The 18,450-nt window shown below is 65.8% G+C and carries 16 protein-coding genes; 7 read left to right on the plus strand and 9 right to left on the minus strand.

The genetic code is table 11. The features are described 5' to 3' along the window. The first annotated feature begins 61 nt into the window (after positions 1–61). The 4 genes from E4487_RS03620 to hutC all read left to right on the plus strand — a co-directional run bounded on the left by E4487_RS03620 (position 62) and on the right by hutC (position 5,473). Positions 62–1,387, plus strand: coding sequence for a YjiH family protein (locus E4487_RS03620; RefSeq protein ID WP_175252732.1), 1,326 nt, complete (start codon positions 62–64; stop codon positions 1,385–1,387). 38 nt (positions 1,388–1,425) lie between these two features. Continuing rightward, positions 1,426–3,096 carry a urocanate hydratase gene (hutU, locus tag E4487_RS03625; protein ID WP_175252733.1) on the plus strand — a complete coding sequence of 557 codons (1,671 nt, stop codon included), beginning with the start codon at positions 1,426–1,428 and terminating at the stop codon, positions 3,094–3,096. Next, positions 3,093–4,634, plus strand: a complete 1,542-nt coding sequence (gene hutH / locus E4487_RS03630; protein ID WP_037056054.1) for a histidine ammonia-lyase — start codon at positions 3,093–3,095, stop codon at positions 4,632–4,634. Before hutU ends, hutH begins: the two co-directional genes overlap by 4 nt. Before the next feature lie 128 nt (positions 4,635–4,762). Continuing rightward, positions 4,763–5,473: a histidine utilization repressor gene (gene hutC, locus E4487_RS03635; RefSeq protein ID WP_037056053.1), complete on the plus strand. Its 711-nt coding sequence runs from the start codon at positions 4,763–4,765 to the stop codon at positions 5,471–5,473. A gap of 62 nt (positions 5,474–5,535) precedes the next feature. Here hutC and E4487_RS03640 read toward each other — a convergent pair whose 3' ends face one another. The 4 genes from E4487_RS03640 to E4487_RS03655 all read right to left on the minus strand — a co-directional run bounded on the left by E4487_RS03640 (position 5,536) and on the right by E4487_RS03655 (position 9,060). Continuing rightward, positions 5,536–6,195, minus strand: coding sequence for an endonuclease (locus E4487_RS03640; RefSeq protein WP_037056052.1), 660 nt, complete (start codon positions 6,193–6,195; stop codon positions 5,536–5,538). Between the two features lie 439 nt (positions 6,196–6,634). Beyond that, positions 6,635–7,513 carry an alpha/beta fold hydrolase gene (locus E4487_RS03645; protein WP_037056051.1) on the minus strand — a complete coding sequence of 293 codons (879 nt, stop codon included), beginning with the start codon at positions 7,511–7,513 and terminating at the stop codon, positions 6,635–6,637. Next, a complete protein-coding gene (locus E4487_RS03650; protein WP_175252734.1) occupies positions 7,491–8,090 on the minus strand; it encodes a TetR/AcrR family transcriptional regulator in 600 nt (199 codons plus the stop codon). The genes E4487_RS03645 and E4487_RS03650 overlap by 23 nt, the downstream gene beginning before the upstream one ends. An 82-nt stretch (positions 8,091–8,172) precedes the next feature. Further along, a complete protein-coding gene (locus E4487_RS03655) occupies positions 8,173–9,060 on the minus strand; it encodes a LysR family transcriptional regulator (RefSeq protein ID WP_037056049.1) in 888 nt (295 codons plus the stop codon). 102 nt (positions 9,061–9,162) lie between these two features. Here E4487_RS03655 and E4487_RS03660 point away from each other — a divergent pair, with 102 nt between their 5' ends. Genes E4487_RS03660 through E4487_RS03670 form a run of 3 tightly spaced genes read left to right on the plus strand, consistent with a single transcriptional unit; the run spans position 9,163 to position 11,721 of the window. Next, entirely contained in the window at positions 9,163–9,882 is a 720-nt protein-coding gene (locus E4487_RS03660; protein ID WP_134676467.1) for an MOSC domain-containing protein, read from the plus strand. Beyond that, complete coding sequence (locus tag E4487_RS03665; RefSeq protein WP_150606815.1) at positions 9,875–11,020, plus strand: aspartate aminotransferase family protein; 1,146 nt, start codon at positions 9,875–9,877, stop codon at positions 11,018–11,020. Before E4487_RS03660 ends, E4487_RS03665 begins: the two co-directional genes overlap by 8 nt. Further along, positions 11,020–11,721 carry a type 1 glutamine amidotransferase gene (locus tag E4487_RS03670; protein ID WP_175252735.1) on the plus strand — a complete coding sequence of 234 codons (702 nt, stop codon included), beginning with the start codon at positions 11,020–11,022 and terminating at the stop codon, positions 11,719–11,721. Before E4487_RS03665 ends, E4487_RS03670 begins: the two co-directional genes overlap by 1 nt. 34 nt (positions 11,722–11,755) lie before the next feature. Here the strand turns inward: E4487_RS03670 and E4487_RS03675 are convergent, their stop codons facing one another. From E4487_RS03675 to E4487_RS03695, 5 genes are all read right to left on the minus strand, one after another. After that, positions 11,756–12,421, minus strand: coding sequence for a hypothetical protein (locus E4487_RS03675; protein ID WP_037056046.1), 666 nt, complete (start codon positions 12,419–12,421; stop codon positions 11,756–11,758). 97 nt (positions 12,422–12,518) lie between these two features. Beyond that, complete coding sequence (locus E4487_RS03680; protein ID WP_037056045.1) at positions 12,519–13,076, minus strand: NADPH-dependent FMN reductase; 558 nt, start codon at positions 13,074–13,076, stop codon at positions 12,519–12,521. 152 nt (positions 13,077–13,228) lie between these two features. After that, positions 13,229–14,563, minus strand: coding sequence for a hypothetical protein (locus tag E4487_RS03685; RefSeq protein ID WP_175252736.1), 1,335 nt, complete (start codon positions 14,561–14,563; stop codon positions 13,229–13,231). A gap of 158 nt (positions 14,564–14,721) precedes the next feature. After that, positions 14,722–16,281 (minus strand): acyl CoA:acetate/3-ketoacid CoA transferase, encoded by a 1,560-nt coding sequence (locus E4487_RS03690; protein ID WP_175252737.1) that lies wholly within the window; start codon positions 16,279–16,281, stop codon positions 14,722–14,724. 124 nt (positions 16,282–16,405) lie between these two features. Next, a complete protein-coding gene (locus E4487_RS03695) occupies positions 16,406–17,791 on the minus strand; it encodes a GntP family permease (protein ID WP_037056042.1) in 1,386 nt (461 codons plus the stop codon). Positions 17,792–18,450 lie beyond the last annotated feature (659 nt).

Here is an 18,450-nt window from a genome sequence, read left to right on the forward strand (position 1 = left end):
AACAACTACGAGGAACCTCCCATGTACGTCATCGCCCGCCGCAGCGGCCAGGAGCCGCGCCATGTCTGAACCCCTGTCACTGAGCGGCAGCGTGTCGCGCCCGCGTGCCCTGGCGCGCCTGTTGGGTTACAGCCTGATCGGCCTGCTGCTGTTCTTCGTACCGTTCGACATCGGCGGGCGCTCGACCATCCTCCTCGACCACGCCGCCAGCGCCCTGCAACTGCACGCGCGTCCGCTGGTGATCGGCCTGGCCCTGCTGTTCATGCTCTACGGCGCGCTGGCGCCCTGGCTCGACGGCAGCTGGCGCAGGAGCCTGACCCACACCGCGTTCAGCGTCCTCAAGGTATTCGGCCTGCTGATCGGACTGGCCTACCTGCTGCAGCTCGGGCCGCAGGCGCTGTACCAGCCGGGCATGCTGCCGTTTCTGTTCGACAAGCTGGTGCTCAGCCTGGCGCTGATCGTGCCGCTGGGTTCGCTGGCCCTGGTGTTCCTCATCGGCTTCGGCCTGCTCGAGCTGATCGGCGTGCTGATGCAACCGGTGATGCGGCCGATCTGGCGGACACCCGGCAAGTCGGCCATCGATGCCGTGGCGTCGTTCGTCGGCAGCTACTCGGTGGGCCTGCTGATCACCGACCGCATGTACCAGCAGGGGCACTACAGCGTGCGTGAGGCGGCGATCATCGCCACCGGCTTCTCCACCGTGTCCGCACCGTTCATGGTGATCATCGCCAAGACCCTTGGCCTGATGGGGCAGTGGAACCTGTATTTCTGGGGAGCCATGGCCGTGACCTTCAGCGTGACTGCGGTCAGCGCGCGCATCTACCCACTCTCGCGGCTGCCGTCCGAGGCCATCCCCGAGGCGCAGCTGCAGGCCGGAGAAAGCCGCCTGGGCAGCGCCTGGCGGGCCGGCCTGGAGCAGGCGGGCAGCGCGCCATCGTTGCGCTGCGCGCTGCGCGAGACTTTCGTCGACGGCCTGCGCATGACCGCCGCGATCCTGCCGAGCATTCTCGCCGTCGGCCTGCTCGGGCTGCTCGCGGCCAAGTACACGCCGCTGTTCGATGCCCTCGGCGTACTGCTCTACCCGCTGACCTGGCTGTTCGGTCTGGACGAGCCGATGCAGGTGGCCCGCGCCCTGTCCTCCGGCCTCGCGGAAATGTTCCTGCCGGCGATGCTGCTCAAGGACGCCGATGTGCTGGTCAAGTTCGTCACCGCCATCGTCTCGGTGAGCAGCGTGCTGTTCCTCTCCGCCTCGATTCCCTGCGTGTTGGCCACGCGGATTCCCCTGAGCCTGGGGCAACTGCTGCTGATCTGGCTGCAGCGCACCCTGCTCAGCCTGCTGTTCGCCATCCCCCTGGCGTACCTCGCACAATTTCTGGGCTGGCTCTGACCGCCCGTGACTAACCCGTTCTCCCCAGGAGCCGCAACATGACCAAGTTCCGCGACACCGAAATCCGCGCTCCGCGCGGTACCCAGCTGAATGCCAAGAGCTGGCTGACCGAAGCGCCGCTGCGCATGCTGATGAACAACCTCGACCCGGACGTGGCCGAGAATCCCAAGGAGCTGGTGGTGTACGGCGGCATCGGCCGTGCCGCGCGCAACTGGGAATGCTTCGACAAGATCGTCGAAACCCTGAAGGAGCTGAACGACGACGAAACCCTGCTGGTGCAGTCGGGCAAGCCGGTCGGCGTGTTCCGCACCCACAAGGACGCGCCGCGCGTGCTGATCGCCAACTCCAACCTGGTGCCGCACTGGGCCACCTGGGAACACTTCAACGAGCTGGATGCCAAGGGCCTGGCAATGTACGGCCAGATGACCGCCGGCAGCTGGATCTACATCGGCAGCCAGGGCATCGTCCAGGGCACCTTCGAGACCTTCGTCGAGGCCGGTCGCCAGCACTACGACGGCAACCTCAAGGGCCGCTGGGTACTCACCGCCGGTCTCGGTGGCATGGGCGGCGCCCAGCCGCTGGCCGCGACCCTGGCCGGTGCCTGCTCGCTGAACATCGAGTGCCAGCAGTCGAGCATCGACTTCCGCCTGCGCAGCCGCTACGTCGACGAGCAGGCCAGCGATCTCGATGACGCCCTGGCGCGCATCGCCCAGTACACGGCCGAAGGCAAGGCCATCTCCGTCGCGCTGCTGGGCAACGCCGCCGAGATCCTGCCGGAGCTGGTCAAGCGTGGCGTGCGCCCGGACATGGTCACCGACCAGACCAGCGCCCACGATCCGCTCAATGGCTACCTGCCGATCGGCTGGACCTGGGAGCAGTACAAGGACCGCGCCGCCACCGACCCGGCCGCAGTGGTCAAGGCGGCCAAGCAGTCGATGGCCGTGCACGTGCAGGCCATGCTCGACTTCCAGAAGATGGGCGTGCCGACCTTCGACTACGGCAACAACATCCGCCAGATGGCCAAGGAAGAGGGCGTGGCCAACGCCTTCGACTTCCCGGGCTTCGTGCCGGCCTACATCCGTCCGCTGTTCTGCCGTGGTGTCGGTCCGTTCCGCTGGGCGGCGCTGTCCGGCAACCCCGAGGACATCTACAAGACCGACGCCAAGGTCAAGGAGCTGATCCCGGACGACGAGCACCTGCACCGCTGGCTGGACATGGCCCGCGAGCGCATCAGCTTCCAGGGCCTGCCGGCGCGCATCTGCTGGGTCGGCCTGGGCCTGCGTGCCAAGCTCGGCCTGGCGTTCAACGAAATGGTCCGCAGTGGCGAGCTGTCCGCGCCGGTGGTGATCGGCCGCGACCACCTCGACTCCGGTTCGGTGGCCAGCCCCAACCGCGAGACCGAGGCGATGGCCGATGGCTCCGATGCCGTGTCCGACTGGCCGCTGCTCAACGCCCTGCTCAACACCGCCAGCGGTGCCACCTGGGTGTCGCTGCACCATGGTGGCGGCGTGGGCATGGGCTTTTCCCAGCACTCCGGCGTGGTGATCGTCTGTGACGGTACCGACGAGGCCGCCGCCCGTATCGCCCGTGTGCTGACCAACGACCCCGGTACTGGTGTAATGCGTCACGCCGATGCCGGTTACCAGATCGCCATCGATTGTGCCCGCGAGCAGGGTATGAACCTGCCGATGATCGGCAAAGGAGAATGAACGTGACTGCCCTGAACCTGAATCCTGGCCAGCTGACCCTGGCCGACCTGCGCACCGTCTACCAGGCTCCGGTGCGCCTGACCCTGGACCCGAGCGCCCATCAGGCGATCGACGCCAGCGTCGCGTGCGTCGAAAGCATCATCGCCGAGGGCCGCACCGCCTATGGCATCAACACCGGCTTCGGTCTGCTGGCCTCGACCCGCATCGCCAGCCATGACCTGGAAAAACTGCAGCGCTCGCTGGTGCTGTCGCACGCGGCCGGTATCGGCGAGCCGCTCAGCGACGCCATGGTGCGCCTGATCATGGTGCTGAAGATCAACAGCCTGGCGCGCGGTTTCTCCGGCATCCGGCGCAAGGTGATCGACGCGCTGATCGCCCTGGTCAACGCCGAGGTCTACCCGCACATTCCGCTCAAGGGCTCGGTAGGCGCCTCCGGCGACCTGGCGCCGCTGGCGCACATGTCCCTGGTGCTGCTCGGCGAGAGCCAGGCACGGCACAAGGGCGAGTGGCTGTCGGCCACCGAGGCGCTGGCCGTGGCCGGCCTGGAGCCGATGACCCTGGCCGCCAAGGAGGGCCTGGCCCTGCTCAATGGCACCCAGGTGTCCACCGCCTATGCCCTGCGCGGGCTGTTCGAGGGCGAAGACCTGTACGCCGCTGCCAGCGTCTGCGGCGCGCTCAGCGTCGAGGCACTGCTCGGTTCGCGGTCGCCGTTCGATGCGCGCATTCACGCTGCCCGTGGCCAGCGCGGACAGATCGATGCCGCCGTGGCCTACCGTCACCTGCTCGGCGACAGCAGCGAGATCGGCCGCTCCCACGAGGCCTGCGACAAGGTGCAGGACCCGTATTCGCTGCGCTGCCAGCCGCAGGTCATGGGCGCCTGCCTGACCCAGTTGCGCCAGGCGGCCGAGGTGCTGGGCGTCGAGGCCAACGCGGTATCGGACAACCCGCTGGTGTTCGCCGCCGAAGGCGAAGTCATCTCCGGTGGCAACTTCCACGCCGAGCCGGTGGCCATGGCCGCCGACAACATCGCCCTGGCCATCGCCGAAATCGGCTCGTTGTCCGAGCGTCGCATCTCGCTGATGATGGACAAGCACATGTCGCAGCTGCCGCCGTTCCTGGTGGCCAATGGCGGGGTCAACTCCGGCTTCATGATCGCCCAGGTCACCGCCGCGGCGCTGGCCAGCGACAACAAGGCCCTGGCACACCCGCACAGCGTCGACAGCCTGCCGACCTCGGCCAACCAGGAAGACCATGTGTCGATGGCGCCCGGCGCCGGCAAGCGCCTGTGGGAAATGGCCGCCAACACCCGTGGTGTGCTCGCCGTCGAGTGGCTGGGCGCCTGCCAGGGCCTGGACTTCCGCGAAGGCCTGAAGAGCACCCCGGCGCTGGAGCAAGCGCGGGAAATCCTGCGCGGCGAGGTACCGTACTACGTCGAGGATCGCTTCTTCGCGCCGGACATCGCCGCGGCCAACGAGCTGCTGGCCGAACGCGTGCTGACGCCCCTGCTGCCGGCCGGGATGCTGCCTTCCGTGGGCTGATCCAGGCCCTGTAGGAGCCCGCTCGCAGGCGATCAGGCCCACACGCCTGGCGCCGGCGAGCCGGCTCCTACAGCGAACGGCGGTTGTCGCGTTATCATCCGCGCAGCCGGATTCACCAAGGAGCTTTCGTGACCACCACCCCGCGCTACAAGGCCATCGAGGATTTTCTGCTCGAACGCATTCACGGCGGTGCTTATCCGGTCAATCACCAGATTCCACCGGAAGAGCAGCTGGCCCGCGATTTCTCCGTCAGCCGCATGACCGCCAACAAGGCGATCCAGAATCTGGTGCAGAAGGGCTACCTGGTACGCCAGGCCGGCCTGGGCACCTTCGTCACCGACCGCAAGGCCGAATCGCCGCTGCACGAGGTGATGAACATCGCCAGTGAAGTGCGTGGTCGCGGCCATGCCTATTCCAACCAGGTGCTGCGCTGCGAGGCCATCGCGGCGGACGACGAGGTCGCCTTGCGTCTGGGCGTGCGCCTGGGGGCCGAGGTGTTTCACAGCGTGCTGGTGCACCTGCAGGATGGCCTGCCGATCCAGCTGGAGGATCGCTTCGTCAATCCGCGCTGGGTGCCGGACTACCTGCAGACCGACTTCAGCCAGCGCACGCCCAACGAGGTGCTGGTGGCGAGCAGCCCGATGTCCGATGTCGAGCATGTGGTCGAGGCCGTGCTGGTGGATGCGCGTACCGCCGAGCAGTTGCAGATCGACCCCGCCATGCCCTGCCTGAGCGTGATCCGGCGGACCTGGTCGGGTGACCATCTGATCAGCTATGCGCGCCTGATCCATCCGGGCGAGCGCTACAAGCTGCGTTCGCTGCACAAGCGCAGAAGCTAGGCGCCGGGCGAGGCGATCCGCAGCCGTCCTGTCGCGCTCAGGGCGCTTGCCACTGCGTCGGCTCAGTCGCCGATCAACTGATCCACCAGGTCCGGGTCGTCGATGAAGCGATTGCGCGTGCCTTGCAGCACCTCGATCCTGTCGTTGCGCGCCCTCTCGTCGGCATCGGGCGGGTCCAGGCGGTGCCAGGCCTTGAACATCGGTATCAGACCGACGATGGGCAGGTCGTATTCCACGTGCATGTAGAAGATCGCCCGGGCGATATTGCCCTTGGCTTCGTCGCGCGGCTCGACCAGCTGGAAGCTGTTCTTCATGTCGCAGCCGATATCGGCGAACTTGCTCGATACATCGTCACCCAGCTCGCCGAACTGCGCATTGCGTCTGACCAGCTCCACCCGGGTCAGGGCCGGGTAGTGGTTGTGCAGGTCGGCAGCGATGTAGGGATAGCGCGGGTTCATGATCGTGCATTGACGATCGGTCACGCAGCGCATGGCGCTCTTGAGCTGCTTGCTGCTGTAGATCGGGCTGGCGGTGAGTGCGCCGCCGCCACTCTCGAACGCCTTGCCGCAATACAGCGTGGTACCGCCATTGCCATAGAGGCTCTGCCAGAACGCCTGGTCGATGGCTTGCTTGACGTTGCCCAACTGACTTTGCCCGCTGCCCAGAGCGGAAACGCTGACACAGGTTGCCAGGCAACCCAGAAACAGGATGACCGTACGCATGCTTTGGCTGCCATTGTCGGGGGAGTTTTCTTGTAGGACAAAGTGAAGTCTAGCAAGACGTGCGTCACAAAAGCACGAGGCATTGCGCCAGCACTTGCAAGGTGCGCAACGGACCCTGAGGCGCGTGGCAACGGGCGCCGCAGCGTGGCCTCAACTGCGGGGTGAAAGCGTGTAAGTCATGGCTTACATGATGTCCCGATTATCACCACTGTCGGCGTTTCAGGTACGGGCGTACTCTTCTTTCCATGGATTCAGCGCAGGAAGCGCACAAACGAACAGGGACACACTGGACAGCCACCAGGACGGTGAGCAGATCAAGGATGTCAGGACAACAGTCTGCAAGGCCCCGCAATCGCGGGGTTTTCTTTTTTCCGGCTTTCGAATTTCCGCAACGGCAATCGTTGCGCGCTGACGCAGCGACGGCGCCGTCGCGTGGCGCTCACGCCGCCTGCCGCTCGGCCTGCAATTGCTCGAACCAGTCCAGCGTCTCGTCCCACAGGCGCTGCGCGGCCGGACGGAAGTAGCCCATGTGACCGACGTTGCCCAGCCCCTCGGCCTGGGAATCGAGCGTGCGCGCCTGGTACGGCGCATTGACGTAGGCGGCCATGAAGGCGTCGCGCGAGGCCGGTGGCGCCCACAGGTCATCGAGCGTATTGAGCGCCGTCACGGGGGTGACGACCTGGGCGAAGCGTTCGGCCAGGCCCGGCATCTGCGGGTCGTCGAAGAAATAGCGCGGGTAGCGGCACCAGCGTTTCCACTGCCGGTAGACGCCCATTGGCAGGTCTTCACCCATGCCCAGCTTGCTCCAGGCCAGGTAGCCCTTGTAGCGCGTCATCAGCGGGCCGATCAGCCGCCACATGGCCAGTACACGCACCTGCTCGGCCCTGGGCATCCAGCCATGCCAGCCGGCGCCGGTGCCGAAGGTGTAGAAGCCGGCGACCTGATCATGGTTGGGCAGCAGGCCGAAGGCGTGCCCGCCGAACGAGTGGCCGATCATGTACAGCGGCCGTTCGGCATGCCGGTGCTGGTCGACTGCTGCGGCCAGGTCGAGGTGCGCCCAGTCCAGATAATCCATTTCGAAACCGCGCAGGGTGGCGGGCCTGGATTGGCCGACGCCACGGTAGTCCAGGGTCAGGGTATTGAAGCCGCGGCGCGCGGCATGCTCGGCGAAGCGCCGGTAAAAACCCTGCGGCACGCCGGTGGCACCGGCGATCAGCAGTTGCGCGTGCGGCTGTTCGGCGTGGTAGCGCGTCGCCGTCAACGGGTAGTCGTCGAGGGCGAGCAGGGACAGGGTTTCACTGCGAATGGATGCGGTCATGCTGGCTGGCCTCCGTGTGCTGCTGGCGGGTCAGGTGGAGCAGGGTGGTAGCGGCCTGTTTCAGTGGCTCGCTGCTGTCGGCGGCGCGTGCTTGCAGCAGGCCGCCTTCGTAGAGTGCGACGAACAGGGCGGAGAGCCCCTCCGGTTGCGGGTAGCCGTGGCGTTGCAACTGCTGCTGCAGGGCTTGGCGAATGGCGCTGAAGGCGTTGGCCAGAGCTGCACGAATCTCGCTGTCGGCCGGGCCGCTTTCCAGGGCCACGGCGGCCAGCGGGCAGCCACTCTCGAAAGCGCTGCCCTGCAACTGATCGAGGGCGCCGTGCAGCCAGGTGGCCAGGGCATCGAGCGGGTCGGGCTGGCGCTCGAAGAGCGTGGCGAAGGCCTTCTCCGCGCGCTGGCCGGCGCGTTCGATGGCGGCGACCGCCAGTTCGCTCTTGCCGCCCGGAAAGTGGTGGTAGAGGCTGCCCTTGGGAGCGCCGGCGCTGGCCAGCAGTTCGCTCAGGCCGACACCATGCAGGCCCTTGCGCTGCAGGGCGTCGATCATGGCGTCGATCAGCTTGTCACGTGTGCTCTTGTTCATGGCTGAATTATGTAGACCGGTCGGTCTAGTTGCGAGTGTCATTCAGGCCGTGGGTGAAGGCATATCGGCAATCACCCATGGGTCAGGGTGTTTCCCAGGCGCCGTCCAGTGCGCTGCGCAGCAGGTCGATCATCGCCTGCTGGCGCTGCGCGTCGCGGTAGACCAGGCCCACCTGCAGGGGAATGCGCGGCTCGCTGAGGGGCTTCCAGAGCAGCCCGTGATGGGCGTGCATCTGCCGCGCGCGACCTGGCAGCACGCTGGCCAGCGTGGTGTGCGGCAGGCTGTCGAGGATGCCGTTCATATGGTTCAGCTCGGCCTGCACCTGGGGACGGCGACCGAGCAGGGCGAGCTGTTCCTGCCAGATCTGGCGTACGCGAAACTCTTCACCGAGCAGCAGCATCGGCAGTTCCGCCGCCTGGCTCAGCGAAACCTTGCGGAAGTCGCGCAGCGGATGATCGTCCTGCACCACCAGCTGCAGTTCGTCCTCGTACAGCGCCAGGCTGTGCAGGCCCGGCTGGCGCGGCGGCAGGAAGCCGATACCGATGTCCAGACCGCCGCTGAGCAGGCGCCGCTCGATGTCCACCCCGGACAGCTCGAAGAGCTTCACCACCAGCTGTGGCTGCGCCTGCTGCAGGCGCTCCAGCAGCAGCGGCACCAGGCTGGCATTGACCGTCTGCAACACGCCGATGGACAGGCTGCGCGGCCCCGGCCCACGAAAGCTGCGCAGCGCCTCGCGGGCCCGCTCCATGCCGTCCAGCAGCGGCACCGCGTGGTTGTACAGCGTATGCGCGGCGAGCGTCGGCAGCAGGCGCCGGCCATTGCGCTGGAACAGGCCGACATCCAGATCGCCCTCCAACTGGCGGATCTGCTGCGACAGCGCCGGTTGAGAAATGCTCAGGCGCTCGGCGGCACGGCCGACGTGACCTTCCTCATAGAGCGCGACGAAATAGCGGAGTTGGCGAAAATCCATAAGTTCTGATTATGAATCAAGCAGGGAAATCGAAATGTCAAAATGGCCCGATGCTCCCTAGTCTAGCCGCATGATCAACAGCCGATAAGGCCGGAGCGGTCGGTGAAGCAGGTCGAGATCCTGGGTGTATTCATAGGTAAAGCCGAAGATATTGGCGGTGGTCTCAGTGCCGCGCGCTGCAAGCAGCGGGCTGAGCACCGTCTGTGGCTGTGGCCCCAGGGGCTGGGTCAGGACGAACAGGGCGACGCACGCTTCCATGGCGGGCCGGAGCGCGCCTTGCACCACTTGCCGAGCGAGCACTATGCCTACTGGCGCTCGCATCACCCCGAGCTGCAGTGGCCGCTGTCGAGTTTCGGGGAAAACCTTTCCAGCCGTGGGCTGAGCGAGGAGCAGGTGTGTATCGGCGATATCTTCCGCTGGGGGGACGTGCTGTTGCAGGTGAGCCAGCCGCGTTCGCCCTGCTATCGCCTCAACCGCCCGGGAGCCAACCCGGAACTGGCCAGGGCGGTACAGGACAGTGGCCGCTGCGGCTGGTTCTACCGCGTGCTCAGGCCAGGGTTCGTCAGTGCCGAGATGCCCTTCGAACTGGTCCAGCGCAGCTACCCGAGCCTCAGCGTGGCGCAGGCGCTGCAGCATTTCTACCACTTCCCCATGGAGCGCGCCGGCCTGCAGCAGCTGCAGCTGTGCCCGGCGCTCTCCGCACGCTGGCGCGAGATCGCGGCGCAGCGCCTGCGCAGCGGGCGCCTGGAGGACTGGTCGGCACGCCTGCAGGGTGTGCCGCTGGAGGGTGTGGTGGCCGAGGGGGGACGTCGTTATGCGTGACAGCATGGCGCGCCTGCAGTTGATGGGTGAACGTGCCGCGCCGGTGTTCGTGCGCGGCCAGGGTTCCTGGCTGTGGGATGCCGAAGGCAGGGCCTATCTGGATTTCGAGCAGGGCATGGGCGGCAACAGCCTGGGGCACAGCCCGACGTTGCTGCTCGATGCACTGCGGCGGCAGGCCGAGTTGCTGGTCAGCCCCGGTCGCCAGTACTGCAGCCGTGGTCAGCTCAAGCTGGCGGCGCGCCTGTGCGAGGCGACCGGCAGCGAACGCGTGGCGTTCTGCAGCGGCCCGGTCGAAGCCAACGGGCTGGCGGTGCGCCTGGCACTGCAATGGGCGGCGGAACAGAACCCCGCCGCCGACACCCTGGTAGTGCTCGACGGCAGCCACGTCGAGCTGCCTGCGCAACTCGGGGCGACGCGTGTGCTGCGCGTCCCCTTCAATGACCTCGAGGCCCTGGCGGCGGTGGTCGACCTGCGCTGCGCCGCGGTGCTGATCGAGCCGCTGCAGCTCGCCAGGGGCGTGGTGCCGGCGACACTGGAATACCTGCAAGGCGCGCAGCGGCTATGCCGCGAGCAGGGCGCCGTACTGATCCTCGATGAAAGCAGCAGTGGTATGGGACGTTGTGGCGCACTGCTGGCCGAGGAGCTGTACGGCGTGCGCGCCGACCTATTCACGCTGGGCAGTGCCCTGGCGGGCGGCCTGCCGCTGGCGGCCGTGCTGGCGCGGGGGCGGATCGCCAACGCGGCTGCCGATGCACTGCCGCAGGCCTGTCCAGGCGAGGCATTGCTGACGGTGGCCGGTGTCGCGGTGCTGGGTGCCGTGCTCGACGGCAGCTTCTTCGCGCAGACACGTGAGGTGGCCGAACACCTGCGCGAGGGGCTGGCCCATCTGGCGCGGCGTCATGCTCATGGGCCGCTGCGGGGGCACGGGCTGATGCTCGGCCTGCCATTGATCGGACAGCGTGCGCGCGTCGTGCAGCGGGCGGCCCGGGAGCAGGGGCTGCTGCTGGGGATGGCGGGCGACGAGTGCCTGCGCCTGTCGCCGGCGCTGACGGTGAGCCATGGCAATGTCGAGGAAATGCTCCGGCGTCTGGGCCGGGCATTGCGACGAGTCGAACAGCGCTGTGAGGAGGTCGCCTGATGCGTATCGCGCTGCTGCAACACACGCCCAGTGCCGGCCCTGCGGCGCTGGACCGCTGGCTGGACGGGCACCAGGTCAGCTGGCACCGGCTGTACGCTGGCGCCCCGCTGCCGGGGCTGGATGAGTTCGACCTGCTGATGCTGCTCGACGGTGCGCTGAGCGTGCACGACGAGCGCCATCACCTGTGGATGTCCGCCGAGAAGCGCCTGATCCACCGTGCCTTGCTGGCGCGCAAGCGGGTCTTCGGCAGCGGCTTGGGTGCCCTGTTGTTGGCCGAAGCGCTGGGCGCACGTATCCAGCATGCCGATACGGACGTGCAGGTCGGCTGGTGGCAGCTGGAGAAATGTGCGTCGTCACGCCAGTCACCGCTCGGGCGCATGCTGCCGCCGCGTTTGCTGGCGCTGCACTGGCAGCGCGAGACCTGCAGCCTGCCGCACGGCGCCATCGCCTTGTACGGCTCGCCCGTCGCCGAGCTGCAGGGCTTCGTCTGGCAGGAGCGGGCCATCGGTTTGCTGTGTCAGCTGGAGTGCGACGGCGCCAGCCTGGACGAGCGCCTGCAGCAGGACGCAGCCGAACCGGGGCGCTCCAGTACACAGGACATCGCCGCCATTCGTGACGGCGCGCCACACGCCGCCTCGGCCAACGCCACGCTGTTTCGCGTGCTCGATTATCTCTCGGGTGCTCATGCCCACATGACCTGAACACCCTTTTGCGAGTCTGTCGCGACGCCCCGTTCTACCGCCGGGGCGTTTTTCTATCCTTGTCTGCATCTGGCATGCAGCGCTCCAGAAGAACGGCAACTCCTTGCTCATAGTCGCTGGTATCCATCACGCGACTTTGCTTGGGCAGCACATAGGCAATGCCCATCAGCTTTTGCGCCCGAGTGGCCAGGCGATAAAAGCTGGGTGTCTGGTTTAAGTGAACGAGAGAACGTCTGGGGATCACGCTCTGTTGGCCGTTGGGTAACACGATCTTCAGCGTGTCGGGAGTGATGTGCCAGGTATGCACGCCTGACAGCGTGGTACGAGCATGTTCCATCCGTTTGCGCATGCTGGCGCTCAGGGAGGCATGGCTGTGCCGACGGGTACGCTGCTCCCATGGCTGGCTTCTTTTTTGGCAGAAAGCTACCAGGCCTGTGCTGTAGCGCCGCAGGAAGATGAGCGCCAATGGTAATACAAGCACCAGAGCAATGATGCTCTCTACCTTATAGCGGCCATAAAGCAGCCAGGGTGACAGTGCTGCGCCAGTCAGGCTCAGGCCGATGAGCAGCTTGGACAGGTAACGTCCTTGCCAGTCGGCTAGTGCAGTGAAGTCTGTGTCGTTGCGTTTCACTCGAACATCGACGGTCTCGTCGATCAGTGTCTGAACGTCCTCATGGGTTAGTTCAAAATGGATTTCCATATCACGTCATTCGCTGGGTGAAATATGCCTGCCTGGGCCATTCGGGATGATTCAGGCACTGCTCGTTGGCTTTTGCTGCGCAGTGCCTGATTCTGGCTCAAGCGAGCTGCTTGGTCACCCAGGCCGCGTAGGCGTCGATGAACTTCTGCAGGAACGGCTTGATGCCGTCGCTGAGGTTGCCGTTGTCATCGAAGAAGCTGCCGGCGCCACCAAGGTAGGCCTCCGGCTGCTGCAGCACATGGACGTCGAGGAACACCAGGCACTGGCGCAGATGATGGTTGGCGCCGAAGCCGCCAATGGCACCGGGCGAGGCGCTGAGCACGGCGCCGGGCTTGCCGCTGAAACTGCTCTGGCCGTAGGGGCGCGAACCGACATCGATGGCGTTTTTCATCGCACCGGGGATCGAGCGGTTGTACTCGGGGGTGACGAACAGCACCGCGTCGGCTGCCTTCAGCTTGCTGCGAAAAGGCGCGTAGGTAGCGGGTGCGCTGTCGCCATCGGCGTCTTCGTTATACAGCGGCAGGTCGCCGATCTCGACGATCTCCAGGTTCAGCGAGGCGGGTGCCAGGTCGGCCAGGGCCAGGGCCAGTTTGCGGTTGATGGAGGCCTTGCGCAGGCTACCGACCAGCACGGCGACGTTGTAAGTCTTGCTCATGTGTACTCCAGAAGGCGTGGTGAGGAAGGAATCACCACTATAGACCCCGGATGTTTCAGGCGGTGCCGAGTGCGTGAGGGAGCACTCGCCGTAGTGGCGCAACAGGGCGCCAGCAGCCACCCTCGACGAATGTCAGGCTGGCTGTGTTGCACTCAGCCTCTGATCAGAATCGCTGCCAGCGTTGCAACGACCACGGCGGCCAGTGCCAGAGGGCCGTAGCTGCCGGACTGGCGCGGACGCTTTCGCTCGCCAACAGCGGGTGTTACCTGTTGTTCGACCTTTGCCGCATCAGTCACCAATGGCTGCGCTTGCACGGAATCCGGCGCGGCTTCCAGAACGGGGGCCGTAGTGATTTCTTCTGTTGTCTGCTCAACGCTCGCGGGTAGCAATTCGTTGTCGCGGTAGCTCTCCAGAACATGCAGTTGCTGGTTGGCGTCTCTGGCGAGTATCTCCAGCTTGCAGCCCACCTCTAGGGTGATCATCACGGCCTGGTCTTCGATCTCCTTGCTCGCCAGAAGTCGCTGCCACTCGACGTGCATCGATTCGTGCACCAGTGCGTCCCATATCTGCTCAAGAGCGGGTAGGTCGAGATTGGCTGGCAGCATCAGTCGTTGTGTGCCCGACAGCTTCAGGCAGCGTACGGGGTGCCCATAGGCTGGCTTGTATGTCTTGGGATCGAGCACGTAATTCGCGTCATAGTGCAGGTCGCTGCCGATGACCAGGCGCACCCGCTCCCATTCCTGCTGGCGCTTGGATAGATCGGGCTGCTCGCTTTCGTGTGCTCGTTGGCGAAGCAGGAGCAACAGGAGCGAGAGGAGCTCGTAGGCGATGCCGTAGGCCGGTTGGGTATCATCCAGGCACTCGCCGTCTAGGACGATTTCACAGCGTTCCTGCGGCAGGCCAGCCAGTTCTGCCTGCTTGAGCTGTTCCTGATGGATCTCCAGATGGCTCGGGTACGTCAGGGTCTGACTGTCGGAAAAGGCGGGGGTCAGGGTGATGGTCATACCCGGCAGTAGTGCGCAGATCAGACTCGTGGGCGGCAGATTCGACGCCTGCAGTTTGCTCAGAAGGTTGCCCGCCGCATTGACGGGGTTAAGGCGTTCATGCAATTCCTCGAGCCCGACGCAGCCAGGTTCGTTGGCCGCGATAAGCAGCTTGCCGATGATCAGGCCCGGCGTTACCTGATGCGCCTTTACTTCAGCATCCGGATTTCTTTCGCCCAAATCCAAGCTGCCACCGGAATGCAGTTGCACGTGGGCCCGTAAGCCATAGAGCACTGAATCGATGTCACGTGGATGCTTGATGCGTTCAGGGTGCTGGTCGGCCAGTGCCTGGCGAACGAGATAACCGGCCAGGTTCAGCAGGTTTTCGTTGTCCTCGGGCTGACCGTCGATCTCCAGCGACAGATCGGCCCAGGCCTTGAATGGCAGATCGTCTTCGAGAGGGTTGGTGCAAAATACGAGCGGAGTGGGGGCGGGCAGGCTCATTGGAAACGTTCCTTGTTCATGAGGGAGGCGCAACCATGCCAGTGGGCAGTCGAGCATGCAATCGCGACGTCTCAACAGCGTGACTCGGGTTGCCAATGGCGATCGCCCAGTGAGCTCCGGGCAAAAAAACGGGCCCGTTCAGGCCCGCAAGTTCACGCTCAAAGAGTGCCCAGTGAGTGGGCCAGCCCGAGGGGCTCGGGCCTGAACAGTCGTGCATCCATCAGCCTGGGCTGGTTCACGATGGGGGTGAAGTCCATGCGCGCGAGGATGTCGCGATCGATGTCCACGCCCGGTGCCACCTCGATCAGTTCCAGGCCCGCACGGGTCAGGCGCAGCACGCAGCGCTCGGTGACGTAGAGCACCGGCTGGCCACGTTCGGCAGCCAGCTGGCCGGCGAAGGTGCGGTGTTCCACTTCGCCGACGAACTTGCGCACGTCGCCATCCTCGACGATGCGCAGCTGGCCATCCTCGATGCGGATGTCCTGTTTGCCGGCGCTGAAGGTGCCGACGAACACCACCTGCTTGGCGTTCTGGCTGATGTTGATGAAGCCACCGGCACCGGCCAGGCGCGAACCGAACTTGGACACGTTGAGGTTGCCCGCCGCGTCGGCCTGGGCCAGGCCGAGGAAGGCGATGTCCAGGCCGCCGCCGTCGTAGAAGTCGAACTGGTAGGGCTGGTCGAGCAGCGCGCTGTGGTTGCTGGCGGCGCCGAAGTCCAGGCCCGAGGCCGGCACGCCACCGATCACGCCGGGTTCGGCGGTGAGCGTCAGGCGTTCGATCACACCTTCTTCGGCGGCCACCGCGGCGACACCCTCGGGCATGCCGATGCCGAGATTGACCACCGCCCCGGCCTGCAGCTCCAGCGCCGCACGGCGGGCGATCAGCTTGCGCACGTCCAGCGGCATGGGCGCCAGGCTGTTCACCGGTACCCGGGTTTCTGCGGCGAAGGCCGGGTTGTAGGCGGTGGCGAACGTCTGCTGGTGGTTGGCGGGTTCGGCCACCACCACGCAGTCCACCAGGATGCCGGGAATCTTCACCTGGCGCGGGTTGAGCGAACCACGTTCGACCACGCGCTCGACCTGGGCGATGACCAGGCCACCGCTGTTGCGCGCGGCCATGGCGATGGCCAGGCTCTCGATGGTCAGCGCCTCGCGCTCGAAGCTGAGGTTGCCGTCGGCATCGGCACTGGTGGCGCGGACCACGCCGACATGCACCGGAAAGCTGGGGTAGAACAGGTAGTCCTCGCCGTCGATGGGCATCAGCCGCACCAGGTCGGTGGTGGTGCGCGCGTTGAGCTTGCCGCCACCATGCCGCGGGTCGACGTAGGTGCCCAGGCCAACACGGGACAGCTGCCCCGGCTTGCCGGCGGCGATGTCGCGGAACAGCTGGGAGATCACCCCCTGCGGCAGGTTGTAGGCCTCGATGCGGTTGTCCACGGCCAGCTTCTGCAGCCCCGGCACCAGGCCCCAGTGGCCACCGATCACACGGCGCACCAGGCCCTCGTGGGCCAGGTGGTTGAGGCCGCGACCCTTGCCGTCGCCTTGCCCGGCGGCGTACACCAGGGTCAGGTCGCGTGGCGCCTGCTCGGCGAGAAAGCGCTGCTCCAGGGCGATGGCGATCTGCTCGGCGAAGCCGATGCCGACGAAACCACCGGTGGCCAGGTTGGCGTTGTCCGGGATGCGCGCCACGGCGGCGGCGGCGGTCATGATCTTGCTCATGGCGGGTACTCGAAAAACGATTGAACACATTGCGCTACGGGGAGCTGCCTGCGCCCAGGCGGGGAGGGCTGCGTACCGCTGTACGTCAACCCTCCGTGCCTGAGTGCAGGCTTCACCTGCCTCGTCAGAAACTGCCGAACAGGGTGCCCAGGGTGATCACCACGGCCAGGGCCATCATCGGGAAGGCCACGGTGTTGACGAAGATGAACTTGTACGACTCGCGGTGCGTGAGCTTGCAGATCGCCAGCAGCGAGATCACCGCGCCGTTGTGCGGCAGGGTGTCCATGCAGCCGGAGGCCATGGCGGCGACGCGGTGCAGCAGCTCGGGGCTGATGCCGGCGGCGGTGGCCAGGGTCAGGTATTGCTCGCCGAGGGTCTTCAGCGCGATGGACATGCCGCCGGACGCCGAGCCGGTGATGCCGGCGAGGATGTTCACCGCCACGGCTTCGGAGATCAGTGGGTTGCTCGAGACGCCCAGCACCAGATCACGGATGACGACGAAGCCGGCCAGCGATGCGATCACCGTGCCGTAGCCCACCTCGGCGGCGGTGTTGAGGATCGGCAGCATGGAGCCGAAGGCGCCGTCGTTGACGCTCTTCTTCAGGTCCATCCAGCGCTTCCAGTGCAGGCCGATGAGCAGCACGATGGCCACGCCGAGGGCGACGATGATCGACCAGATGCCGATCAGCGACCTGGCGTCCTGCAGACCGCCGAACTCCGGTTTGGCCAGGTAGCTGGTGTCCACTGCCGGAAGAATCTGCTTGGCCATCAGGAAGTTCAGGCCGATCACCACGAAGATCGGCAGCAGCGCCAGCCAGAAGCCGGGAATGTCGCGGCGCTCCTCGACGACCGGATCGTCACGGTGTTCGCCGTAGCCTTCGCCTGCCGCCATCAGCTTGCGCGACTGTGCGGTGAGCCACCAGGTGCCGAGGCCGAACATGATCAACCCGGCAATCACCCCCAGTCCCGGCGCGGCGAAAGCGTCGGTACCGAAGAAGGGATTGGGGATGGCGTTCTGGATCGCCGGCGTACCGGGCAGCGCGGTCATGGTGAAGGTGAACGAGCCGAGGGCGATGGCACCGGGGATCAGGCGCTTGGGAATGCCCGCTTCACGGAACAGCGCGGCGCCGATCGGGTACACGGCGAAGGCCACCACGAACAGCGACACGCCGCCGTAGGTGAGGATGCCGCAGGCCAGCACAATGGCCAGGATGGCGCGCTCGCTGCCAACCTTGGCGACGATGCCGTGGGCGATGGCGCGCGCCGAACCGGAGTCGTCCATCAACTTGCCGAACAGGGCGCCCAGCAGGAACAACGGGAAGAACTGGATCACGTAGCCGCCCATGGCCTTCATGAACACCTGGGTGTAGGTGGGCAGCAGCAGGCCGATGTCGCCAGCGAACAGCAGTGCCAGCAGGGCCAGGAGCGGGGCGAGGATGAGGACGTTGATGCCGCGATAGGCGAGGTACATCAACAATGCGAGCGACAGCAGAATACCGAGGGTACCCATGGGTGATTCCTTTTGTTGTTGTTCTAGCGGCTGGGCCGTTGTATGAGCGGGCGCGTGTGCGGCAGTGCGCCCTTGACGGCTATAGAGCCAGAGTCGTGCCAGTCTCGGGTGAGACTTTGGTCGATAGGGCGCAAAGGCCTGTGGCTGGGGGATTTCAGGCGGGTGTGGCAGGCAGGGGTGTGGTGGATGTTGGTGAATGAGTGTCCATATTCATGGATTTATTCCAGGTTTATGGACTTTTGCGGGTGGGTATTCCAGAAATCTGGATGCTTGGTGGCGCCGTAGCCCGGATGCAATCCGGGGCCATCGTGGTGCCTGTTCCCCGGATTTCATCCGGGCTACGCACCTGCGGTTGGCAACGATCTCTGTAGGAGCGGCTTCAGCCGCGAAGGGCTGCGAGAGAGCATCGCGGCTGAAGCCGCTCCCACGGTGACTGTGTAGGGCGGGTGCATACGACGAATGCGTAGGGCGGGTGTAACCCGCCAGTTGCCGGTTCTCTGAAGCGCCGTAGCCCGGATGCAATCCGGGACTGTCGTGGCAGCCTGCTCCCCGGATTTCATCCGGGCTACGCACCTGTGGTTCGCAACGATCTCTGTAGGAGCGGCTTCAGCCGCGAAAGATTGCGAGAGAGCATCGCGGCTGAAGCCGCTCCCACGGTG

This window comes from Pseudomonas sp. BMW13, from assembly GCF_013357275.1.
In the GTDB taxonomy this organism is placed as follows: Bacteria; Pseudomonadota; Gammaproteobacteria; order Pseudomonadales; family Pseudomonadaceae; genus Aquipseudomonas; species Aquipseudomonas khazarica.

Coding starts and splice junctions, on each gene's coding strand:
- E4487_RS03695 (WP_037056042.1), bottom strand. CDS start 17,791: ATGGGTACCCTCGGTATTCTGCTGTCGCTCGCATTGTTGATGTACCTC.
- E4487_RS03680 (WP_037056045.1), bottom strand. CDS start 13,076: ATGAGCAAGACTTACAACGTCGCCGTGCTGGTCGGTAGCCTGCGCAAG.
- hutU (WP_175252733.1), top strand. CDS start 1,426: ATGACCAAGTTCCGCGACACCGAAATCCGCGCTCCGCGCGGTACCCAG.
- E4487_RS03685 (WP_175252736.1), bottom strand. CDS start 14,563: ATGAGCCTGCCCGCCCCCACTCCGCTCGTATTTTGCACCAACCCTCTC.
- hutH (WP_037056054.1), top strand. CDS start 3,093: ATGAACGTGACTGCCCTGAACCTGAATCCTGGCCAGCTGACCCTGGCC.
- E4487_RS03645 (WP_037056051.1), bottom strand. CDS start 7,513: ATGACCGCATCCATTCGCAGTGAAACCCTGTCCCTGCTCGCCCTCGAC.
- E4487_RS03690 (WP_175252737.1), bottom strand. CDS start 16,281: ATGAGCAAGATCATGACCGCCGCCGCCGCCGTGGCGCGCATCCCGGAC.
- E4487_RS03655 (WP_037056049.1), bottom strand. CDS start 9,060: ATGGATTTTCGCCAACTCCGCTATTTCGTCGCGCTCTATGAGGAAGGT.
- E4487_RS03620 (WP_175252732.1), top strand. CDS start 62: ATGTCTGAACCCCTGTCACTGAGCGGCAGCGTGTCGCGCCCGCGTGCC.
- E4487_RS03670 (WP_175252735.1), top strand. CDS start 11,020: ATGCGTATCGCGCTGCTGCAACACACGCCCAGTGCCGGCCCTGCGGCG.
- E4487_RS03675 (WP_037056046.1), bottom strand. CDS start 12,421: ATGGAAATCCATTTTGAACTAACCCATGAGGACGTTCAGACACTGATC.
- E4487_RS03650 (WP_175252734.1), bottom strand. CDS start 8,090: ATGAACAAGAGCACACGTGACAAGCTGATCGACGCCATGATCGACGCC.
- E4487_RS03665 (WP_150606815.1), top strand. CDS start 9,875: ATGCGTGACAGCATGGCGCGCCTGCAGTTGATGGGTGAACGTGCCGCG.
- E4487_RS03640 (WP_037056052.1), bottom strand. CDS start 6,195: ATGCGTACGGTCATCCTGTTTCTGGGTTGCCTGGCAACCTGTGTCAGC.